6 protein-coding genes are annotated in these 9,516 nt (G+C 65.2%); all 6 read left to right on the forward strand.

Annotation, left to right across the window (positions count from 1 at the left end; genetic code table 11):
- Positions 1 to 66 precede the first annotated feature (66 nt).
- The 6 genes from MCHLDSM_RS05530 (at position 67) to MCHLDSM_RS05555 (ending at position 9,215) form a co-directional block, all read left to right on the forward strand.
- On the forward strand, positions 67 to 924 hold the full coding sequence (locus tag MCHLDSM_RS05530) for a hypothetical protein (protein ID WP_053082906.1): 858 nt from the start codon (positions 67 to 69) through the stop codon (positions 922 to 924).
- 254 nt (positions 925 to 1,178) lie between these two features.
- On the forward strand, positions 1,179 to 1,787 hold the full coding sequence (locus tag MCHLDSM_RS05535; protein WP_234713884.1) for a hypothetical protein: 609 nt from the start codon (positions 1,179 to 1,181) through the stop codon (positions 1,785 to 1,787).
- 452 nt (positions 1,788 to 2,239) lie between these two features.
- Positions 2,240 to 6,817: a helicase-like domain-containing protein gene (locus tag MCHLDSM_RS05540; protein WP_201780358.1), complete on the forward strand. Its 4,578-nt coding sequence runs from the start codon at positions 2,240 to 2,242 to the stop codon at positions 6,815 to 6,817.
- Between the two features lie 290 nt (positions 6,818 to 7,107).
- The gene (locus tag MCHLDSM_RS05545; RefSeq protein WP_082168732.1) at positions 7,108 to 8,001 is read left to right on the forward strand and encodes an amidoligase enzyme; all 894 of its coding nucleotides are present in this window, start codon (positions 7,108 to 7,110) and stop codon (positions 7,999 to 8,001) included.
- A gap of 84 nt (positions 8,002 to 8,085) precedes the next feature.
- The gene (locus tag MCHLDSM_RS05550; protein WP_060937636.1) at positions 8,086 to 8,856 is read left to right on the forward strand and encodes a class II glutamine amidotransferase domain-containing protein; all 771 of its coding nucleotides are present in this window, start codon (positions 8,086 to 8,088) and stop codon (positions 8,854 to 8,856) included.
- A 119-nt stretch (positions 8,857 to 8,975) separates the two neighbouring features.
- Positions 8,976 to 9,215 carry a hypothetical protein gene (locus tag MCHLDSM_RS05555; RefSeq protein WP_048469200.1) on the forward strand — a complete coding sequence of 80 codons (240 nt, stop codon included), beginning with the start codon at positions 8,976 to 8,978 and terminating at the stop codon, positions 9,213 to 9,215.
- Positions 9,216 to 9,516 lie beyond the last annotated feature (301 nt).

Here is a 9,516-nt window from a genome sequence, read left to right on the forward strand (position 1 = left end):
AACCACCTCGGGGTGGTGGGGTGCCCGAATCGGTCGTCCGCTAGGCGCCGTCAGTACGGTGAAGCTGTGGACAACGACGATGCCATCGTGACGGCAGCCCGCTCGGCGGAGTTGGGCGACTCCGTTGTGGAGCAGCTCGTCAACAGCTGGTACAGCGGTGCGGACCTCGCGGCCGCACGTAATGCAGTGGGGCTGTCCATCCACGAGCTGACCACGGTCGTGCGTGTCGACGGGGAGAATTACAAAGCCCGTGAGGCCGACACCAAGGACGTACAAGCACACCTGGTCGCCGAACTCACCGCGATGAATGCCTTTGTCACGGGCTTGGCCGATCAGTTAGCCGCGGCGGTCCCCGCGGCCGGGGTCGTCGTGTTAGAGGCCGTGCCCGACCAGGCGTCCTTCGAAGCAGTCTTCCCCCTGGCGAAGACTCGCCGTGATGGGGTGCCGTACCCAGTGGGGCTGCAGCACAACGCCGTTGGACGAGTGGCCTGTGAGTTGCAACGGCAAGGTCGGACTGTAGAGGTCCACCGCGGTAGTCGCCGCGCCGACCTGCTAGTGCGTCGCCGCGCGGTTGGGTTGTCAGGCAAGGAAGCGGCGCTGCTATTCGGCCTCAACGAGAAGACCTATCTGCTAGGTGAGCAAGGAAAGAAGCCCCTCAGCCGCGTGCTCGCAGAGTTACAGGCCGTTGAGGACTTCATCGCCGCCGAGGCCGCCAACGTTCGCGTCGTCGATGTCGGGAACATCAAAGCCGTTCTGATGGGCGGTGGGGACGCCGGAACCCGGGCTCGACGCGCCGCGGCCGCGGTCACTCTGCGCGATCAGAAGCCCTATCCGGCCAGCGTCCATTACGCCGCCGCCGGCCGCGCCGCACAAGGGCTCCGAGACGCCGGCCACGACGTCCGCGTCGTCATACCGGCGCGCTGACAGCACCGCCGAACGCACGCACAACCAATGAACCCCAGCCTCCACCCCACCCTGCTCGGTGCAGGGTGGGGTGGAGGCTGTCCTCGATGATCGTCAGCACCGAGCAGCAGCAGCAGCACCACCACCGAGCGAGCACCGGCGGCGGCGCTCGGTGATCACGAAGACGTGTTTGTCCGTGTCGCAGAGTAGAATTGAGATCGAGAGTCAACCAATTCGGCAGACTCCGAACACCCATCGAAAGGGGTGCATTCCTTATGGCACAGACCAGGGTTAAGCAATCGGGCGCGACCGCCGCGGTGTTGGGTTCGCGGGTGGTGGAGCGCATGCCCATTCCGGCGGGTTTGGTGACACGCACGATGGTGTTGGTGCGGCCAGTGGCGGGGCATGTGTCGGTGCAGGATGCCCGCACCGACTTGGCCGTGGTGTCGGTGCAATGGGGGGACATCTTCATGCGTTTCACCTCAGCTGCGCAGGTGTCGGCCGTGCTGGCGGCGTTCGGGGCGGTCCGGGAGGCATTACGGGGGGCGGCAGGAAGCGCGACGTTGGAGGCGGTGAGGGGGGATGAGTGGCCAGGCGTATCGGTGGTGTCGGTGACGTGGACCAGGCCGCCGGAGTGGTCGGTGGTGAACCAGGCCTGCTATGACGAGCGGCGCCGCCGCACGGTGTGCTGGGTGGATGTGCACATGGGGCCGGTGCAATGGCGGGTGGTGGATTGGGCGGGGTATGAGGCGGCGTTGACGTTGCTGCGCAACGTGCACCGTACGGCGGTTGCAGTCTTTCCGGATGGACCCAAGTTCCGCGCCGATCCGTCGAAAACAGACTCCTTCACCGAGACAGCGTTCAAGGGCGCGGCATCGGCGTAAGTCAGTGCCCGCGGTGCTGCCTGGCAAGCGGCACCGTGGGCTGCCATCCTTCACGACACCCCACCCTGCTCGGTGCAGGGTGGGGTGTCGGCTAATCCGGTTGACCATCGGCGCCGGCCGCCGCCGCCGCGGCCACCGTCTGCTCCTCCGCTGCGTGCCAACAATCGTGCAACACAATCGGATTGGCGCGCCTGAATGTGCAGATCTGTCGGGCGTCTCGGGTAATATCAGTCTGGTAGGGCCAACCACATCCGGCAGGCCCCGGTATCCCATGGAGAGGGGATTCATTCGTGTTGTCCATCCATTCTGCGACCGATCCGGCTTCATCTGAGCGTTCGGCAACACCAGCCCGACGTGCCATCGCCGCAATCCGCACTCTGACAGCCCTCGGGTCCGCAGCCGCTGACGAGCGACAGCGCCACGTGTTGGCCGGCTTCCCAGGTTGGGGACCCTTGGCCAAGGCGTTCGATCCTCGCCCCGAGGGGGTGTGGGCGGATCTCGCCGACGAGCTCGACGACCTGATCGGCGACCTGATGGGGCAGGCGGCGCGCGTCGTGGACACGTCATTCTTCACCCCACCGGCGTTGGTCGCTCACGTCTACGACCTGCTGCGGGCTGCAGGATTCGCGGGCGGGTCAGTCCTGGACCTGGGATGCGGGGCCGGTGCGTTCCTGCATCAAGCCCCGCCCGATTTGGTGTCGTCAATGACCGGCGTCGAGGTCGACCCGATCTCAGCTCGGATCGCCGCTGCGTTGGTGCCGCAGGCGAACATCATCGCCGGCGATCTGCGCGAGGTCGCGCTGCAGTCCGGGCGATATGACGCCGCAGTCGGCAACGTGCCGTTCTCGGCGGCCCGCGTCCATGATGGCGCTCTTGACTTCTGGGGGCCATTGCACGAGTACTTCGTGCTGCGCGCGCTGGCAGCGGTCCGCGCCGGCGGTTACGCCGTATTGGTGACCTCGCGCCATACCCTCGACGCCGGCGAGGGCTTAGCGGCGTCAGTCCGCGAGCGGGCAGACCTGATCGCCTCGGTGCGGTTGCCTTCCGGCTACTTCGCAGCGTCGGGGACCGCGGTCGTTGCCGACGTGCTGGTGCTGCGAGTGCGTGAGGATGGCGCGACTCCCCGTGGGTGGCTGCCAGTGCGGGGTGCGGAGTCGACCGTGATGTCTGCGACCGTGAATGGCCGGTATTGCCAGGAACGGGTGAGCGGAATCTGGACAGCACATCCGGAGTTAGTGGCCGGGGCAATGCGGCTGACCGGTTTCGACCGGCTGCCCCTGGCGGTCGACGCGGAAGATCAGGACGCGGCCGTAGCGGCTGCGTTCGCGAGCGTCACGCCGCTGCTGATCCCCTACGCGGACGCCGGGACACTTGCCGAGGAGTGGGCCGACGTCCGGCTAATCGACGATTGTGGGCGCAAAGAGGGATCGCTCCACATCGTCGACGGACAGGTGGTGCGCGTCGTCGACGGCGAGCTGTCGGCAGTGAACAGGCCAAGCGCGGAGTTGCGGGCGTTGATCGGGCTGCGCGACGCCGCGGTGGCGCTAGTAGAGGCGGAGTCCGATTGGGACCGCCCCGACGCCGAGATCGAACCACTGCGGGTGCAGTCCCGGGCGCTCTACGACGCCTACACGGCACGCTGGGGTGTGCTCAACCGCGGGACGAGCACGGAAGGTAAACCGGACCCCGAGACGGGGTTGCCGCGGCTCGGGTGGCGCGTGGCTCCGCTGGGAGGGTTCCGGACTGACCCGGACGCCCCTTTGGTTCTGGCGCTGGAGACCTTCGACCAAGACACGGGAGAGGCAGCGGCGGCGCCCATCCTGACTCGCCGGGTCAACAAGCGTCCCCGCCCGGCCGAGCGTGCCGGCTCTGCGGGTGAGGCGTTGGCGATCTGCCTTGGCGAGGGCCGCGGATTGGACCTCGACCGGGTTGCCCAGTTGTGCGGCCTGCGCGACGCGCAGGCCGCGTTCGAGGCCCTGGGGGATCTCGTGTACCGCGATCCCGCCGATGGGCGGGCCGTCAACGCCCGTGACTATCTCAGCGGCAACGTCCGCGACAAGCTGCGGGAGGCCCTGGCCGGTGCAGCGATCGATGCGGACTATGAACGCAACGTGGCGGCGTTGCAGGCGGTGTTACCGCCGTGGCTGGGGCGCGAGGAGATTCGGATCGAAGTCGGATCGCCGTGGGTGAGTGCCACGGATGTCAGCGATTTCTGCGCGGAGGTGTTCGGCGCACGGGCGCGTGTCGAGCACATCGCACCGCTGGCGGCGTGGGAGGTTGCCGGCGGCACGCGGCGAAGCATCTCCGCCGATGCCCAAATCGCTTACTGCACAGCCCGCCTCGACGCATTTGAGCTGTTGCAAATCGGCCTCAACGGCGCGGCGCCGGTGGTGTGGGATGACGTTTACGATCCGGAATCCCGCTCTTACCGGAAGGTACGAAACGCCGACGCCACCGAGGCCGCCGAACAAAAACTCGCCGCTATCGGCGAGCGATTCTCGCTCTGGGTGTGGGAGGACCAAGCCCGCGAACGCCGAATCGTGGAACTCTACAACCACACCATGAATGCGCGGGTGTTGCGCCAGCACGACGGGGCCCACCTGACGTTTCCTGGACTGGCCGACGGTATCGAGCTATGGCCGTGGCAGGCTGATTTCGTCGACCGGGCAGTCAGTACGCCCGCCGCGTTCTGCGCACATGAAGTCGGGCTCGGAAAGACGTTGACGGCAATAGGTTTGGCGATGACGCTACGACAATTCGGGTTGGCAAACCGGGTCGGGTTCATCGTACCGCAGCACCTCATAGAGCAAGCGACACGGCAGTGCTACCAGGCCTGGCCCTCGGGGCGGTTTCTGATCGTCACGCGTGCCGACTTGCACGGCGATGCGCGGCGCCGTTTCGTCGCGCGATGCGCCACCGGGGATTGGGATCTGGTCATCATGACGCATGAGACATTCTCATCGATTCCGGTACCGGCCACTGTGGAGCGGGCCTGGTTGGAGGATCAGCTGGGAGAACTCGAAAGCTACACCCGCAGTGTCGGCTATGGCAGCGGTAAGCGGATTGCGGCGGCGGTGCGATCTTTGAAGGGCCGTATCGAGCGGCTACGCTCGTCGTTCAACGACGCCAGCGCCATCAACTTCGCGCACCTGGGCTTGGATTACGTCATCATCGACGAAGCAGATAAATTCCGTCGACTGCCCGTAGCAACTCGAGCCGATGGGTTCAGCCTGGGTTCCTCGAAGCGAGCGCTTGATCTGTTCCTGAAGGTGTCGCTACTCAGGCGCGCCAATCCGCAGCGGCCTCACGCCTGCCTCATGACCGGTACCCCGTTCACCAACACCCTTGCCGAGGGTTTCGTCTGGCAAAGCATGCTCACGCCAGACCGCCTGTCCGAGACAGGATTGGCTCACTTCGACGCCTGGGCGGCGCAATTCGTGCGATACGAAGTGCTGATAGAAACCAGCCCCGACGGTTCGGGATTCCGGTCGAAGCGGCGCCCATCGGTGATCCAAAATGTGCCCGAGATGCGCACGATGCTCTCGGAGTTCATGTCGATGGTGCGAGCTGACAGTGTCGGGCTGCAACGTCCCGAAGCTATCCGGCACACCGAAGTCAGCGAGCCGACAGCCGGACAGCGCGCGTTCATGGCCGAGTTGGTCTGCCGCGCTGACGCGCTCCGGACGGGCCGCACGCAACCGGGGGCGGACAACATGCTGGTGGTGTGCGGGGACGGCCGCAAGGTGGCGCTGGACCCCAACCTGGTCGGTATCAACGAGGACGCGCCGAAGCTGGCGCAAGTGGCCGAGAGGGTGGCCGAGGTTTACCACCAGAATGTCGACCGCCTGTATGCGGGTTCGGAGACGCCAGGGTCCTTTCAGTTGGTGCTCTGCGACCTCGGAACGCCCAAGCCGGGCGATTCGAGCAGCTATGGCCGACTGCGGGCGGCCATGATCGCTGCGGGGGTGCCGGCAGGCAAGATCCGTTTCGTGCACGAGGCGACCACCCCCAAGGCGCGTGAAGGCCTGTTCGCCGGATGCCGTGATGGGCGGGTCGCGGTCCTGATCGGCTCGACGTCAAAGGTGGGCATTGGCACCAACATTCAATCGCGGCTGGCGGCGCTGTTTCACGTCGACCCAACGTGGACGGCCGCGGCGTGGGAGCAGCGCAACGGTCGGGCCATCCGCAACGGCAATCAGAACGATGTCGTCGACATCTACAGTTTCGTGTCGCGGGGGACCTTCGACGCCTATATGTTCGGCACCGTCGAACGGAAGTCGCGTGGGTTCGAGCAGCTGTATCGGGTCGATGGGCAGGCCCGGGAGATCGAGGACGTCGGCGGGGACGGAACGCTGACCTTCGCCGAGTTGAAAGCAGCCGCCGCCGGCAATGATCTGCTGCGGCGCCAGCACGAACTGGCGCGCCGCGTGCGGACCCTACGACTGGCCCACGTCACCGTCACACAGAATGTCCGGACGCTGCTCACGCAGGCAGCCAGTGCGGAGGCGTCCGCTACGGCCGCTGAGCGGCGCGTGGCGGCCCTGGACGACCTCGCCGAATGCCTCCCGAGCCTAGGAGAGGTCGACGCGGCGCAGATCGCCGAAGGGGCGTGCTCAGAGGGAGCGTCGCTCGGCTGGAGGGCCGCGCGGGGGGAGTGGCGACACGATCGAGTGTCGGTGCGCATCGTCGACGCCGATCCCGGCCAACGCCTGGAGCTGCTGTTTGACTACCGCACCATGTGGAGCGAAGCGCTGCCGGGCAAGGTGCGGCGGCGAGGCGCAGCAGCGGTCGCCGGCTGGGTCTCGGGGTGGGTGGCCGCATGGACCGGTGGCGTAGATGCCGAACGCGCCGACACAGCGGCGAGCATGGCGCAGTGGCAACACCGTGCCCAGGACGCGCGCACCACCGCCGAGGACGTCGACCTGTCCGAGCCCGCCGACCTGCTGGCGGCGCGAGCCGAGCTCGCGGAAGTCGACGCCGCGATCGCCGAGACCGTGCGAGCCGACACCGGCGGCGCCGCGGCCGCCTGACCGGGCGCCAACCGCCGGGTCGGCGTCGGTCCCCCGTCTGCTCTGTGGGTAGGGGGATGGGCCGGCGCCGGCCGGCGGTCCTCGCACACCGCGTCGTGCGGGTGCGTGAGTCGGTCGCGCCTGCACCCCACCCTGCTCGGTGCAGGGTGGGGTGCAGGCTATTTCGGTGAAAAGCCTCGGGAGACAGTTCGTTTCGGCACTCACTTGTCGTAGGTAATTGATAGAATGAATGGCGAGGGTCAACCATTCCCGGCAGACCCCGACCACCCATTGAGAGGGGTGCATTTCTCATGCCATCAACGCTCACCGAAACCGATCTACGGTACTGCGACGCCTGCGATGACGAGTTCGATTATGAGCAGTTCGGCTGGTGCTGTGACAGCTGTTCGGCCGTGTTCTGCGATGACTGCTCATCGTGCAATAACTGCGCTGAAGTGTCCGACGACGTCCGACCCTACGACTACCGGCCGCCATCTTTTCGGCCCAAGGGGAACTATCCCGGCGAGGTGTTGTTCGGGGTCGAACTTGAGGTAGGCGGCCAGGAGTCGCGAATCGTCGATGTGGTCCAGACCTACGACCCGAGCGAGGACCACCTGTACATGAAGCATGACGGGTCGATCGATGGCGTCGAGATCGTCACCCATCCGATGACGCTGGCCTGGGCGCGCCAGTACCCGTTCGAGAATCTGCTCGCCGGTCTACGTGCACAGGGCTGCGATGTCGGCGACGAATACGGCCTGCACATCCACGTGTCCCGCAACGCATTTCGGCGACACGGGAGGCAGTCGTGCGCGCACCAGATGATGTGGCTGCTGTTCATGTACCGCAACGTCGATGACCTGACGCTGTTGGCCAGGCGGGAGTCGGACAAGTGGGCGTCGTTCACCGCACCGATGCCTGGCGAGCTGGCGCGCAAGGCGACTGAGGTGGACAACGGAGCGCGATACGTGGCAGTCAATTGCAGGAATGAGAAGACGTTCGAGCTGCGATTTTTTGCAGCGACGTTGGACGCCCGGGAATTCCTCGCTGCTTTGGAATTCGCCGACGCGAGCGTGCAATACACGCAAGATCTGCGGATGAGCGACGTGCTCGGTGGTGGCGCGCTCACGTGGAGTCATTTCGCGGAGTGGCTCGAAACACGGAATTACCCGAACCTGTCCGCCGAAATCGAATTTGCGTCCTGAAACTAATTGCGCTCAAGCGCTCGTCGTTCGCAAGTTCTCCCGTTTAAGCCAAGTCCGTCGCAATTCGCAAAGGAACACAATTTCATGTGCATTTTAAGTTTTCTGCCCCCGGAGGCCACCGTCGACGTAAACGGCCTGTGGAACGGGGGGATTAACAACCCACACGGTCATGGCTGGGCCATCGTTGAGACAGACCGGGTCGTCGTGGGCAAGTCGCTGGACTTGGCAGAGGCCCTGGAGTCGTTCGTGGCGGCGCGGGAACGGCACCCGGCAGGTCCTGCGCTGTTCCACAGTCGGTGGGCCACGCACGGCAGCGTGAACCTCCCGAACGTGCATCCCTTCGTGGTGGGTGGCTCGGAGTTGACCGTGGTCGCGCACAACGGCATCCTGCCCACGGAGGCGCACCCGGCTAAGGGGGATGACCGCTCGGATAGTCGGAAGTTCGCTGACGAGATTCTGCCGACCCGGTTTCGCCGTCTTGATCGCCGCCGCGCGCACGATGCGCTGTCACGGTGGTGTGGGAGGGCCAACAAGCTGGTGATCCTGACTGCCGACCCGCGTTACCAGCGAAACTCCTACGTGATCAACGAGAGCTTGGGCCGGTGGGACGCGGAGTCCGGGATGTGGCACAGCAATGAGGACTATCTAGGCGGCGTGTGCCAGGTGGGGTCGTCGTCTGTTGGTGGTGGTGTGGCTGGTGGGCATTGCGATCTGTGTTGGTGGGGGGAGGTCGACGAGCAGGGTTACTGCGGTCAGTGCCGTTCGTGCACTGATTGTTATGAGCACATTCGTGACTGCCTGTGTTGGAACCGTGAGGTGGTGCGAAGTGAGCGTTGGGGCGAGTTGGTGCTGTGACGCGAGCTGCCGGAGGGCATGACCCTCTGGTGTGGGGTCGTCGGTACCTCCGGTGCGTTGGACCGGGGGTACCGACGGAGACCGGCATTGTGTACCGGTTATCGAGAGGGGAGCTTGATATGAAGATCTGGCTCGAAGTTACTGAGACAGTGAACTACACGGCAGAGTTCGAAGTGCCCGACGACTGGGAGTTCGATTACTCCGAGGATGAGCAAGAGGTGACGAACTACGGCAACCGGGGAGAAGAACTTTGGTGCCAGGAGGATAATTCCGACCGCATCCTCTTTCAGTATGTCGATGAGCGCTCGGTCAGTTACCGCGTAATCAAGGGACGCGCCGTGCCTTGTTTTAGGGCGTAGCCCGGTGGGTGGCGGTGGGTTGGTGGGTGTGTGTCATGGTGGGGGGAGGGGGCCGGCGTGAGCCGGCACCCCGATAGCAGTGTGGATCGGTGATAGTCCTAGCAAACACTGATAGGATGTAGTCATGGGTGAGGGTATGGGCGCGGCGCAGCCGGCGCACAGTGTTGCCTCCGTAACCCGTTGCAATACAGTAGATTTGGCTGTAAGCGCACGGCGGAACCGTGAGCGGACGTGGGGGTTGAGAACCGTTCCATTACAGCATAATTCAGGTATGGCACATTGGGCGGAGCCCAATACCCGT

It is taken from the genome of Mycolicibacterium chlorophenolicum, assembly GCF_001044235.1.
GTDB classification, from domain to species: domain Bacteria; phylum Actinomycetota; class Actinomycetes; order Mycobacteriales; family Mycobacteriaceae; genus Mycobacterium; species Mycobacterium chlorophenolicum.

Excerpts from the sequence above, each read along its gene's own strand:
- MCHLDSM_RS05545 (WP_082168732.1), top strand. The coding sequence starts at position 7,108 with ATGCCATCAACGCTCACCGAAACCGATCTACGGTACTGCGACGCCTGC.
- MCHLDSM_RS05555 (WP_048469200.1), top strand. The coding sequence starts at position 8,976 with ATGAAGATCTGGCTCGAAGTTACTGAGACAGTGAACTACACGGCAGAG.
- MCHLDSM_RS05535 (WP_234713884.1), top strand. The coding sequence starts at position 1,179 with ATGGCACAGACCAGGGTTAAGCAATCGGGCGCGACCGCCGCGGTGTTG.
- MCHLDSM_RS05550 (WP_060937636.1), top strand. The coding sequence starts at position 8,086 with ATGTGCATTTTAAGTTTTCTGCCCCCGGAGGCCACCGTCGACGTAAAC.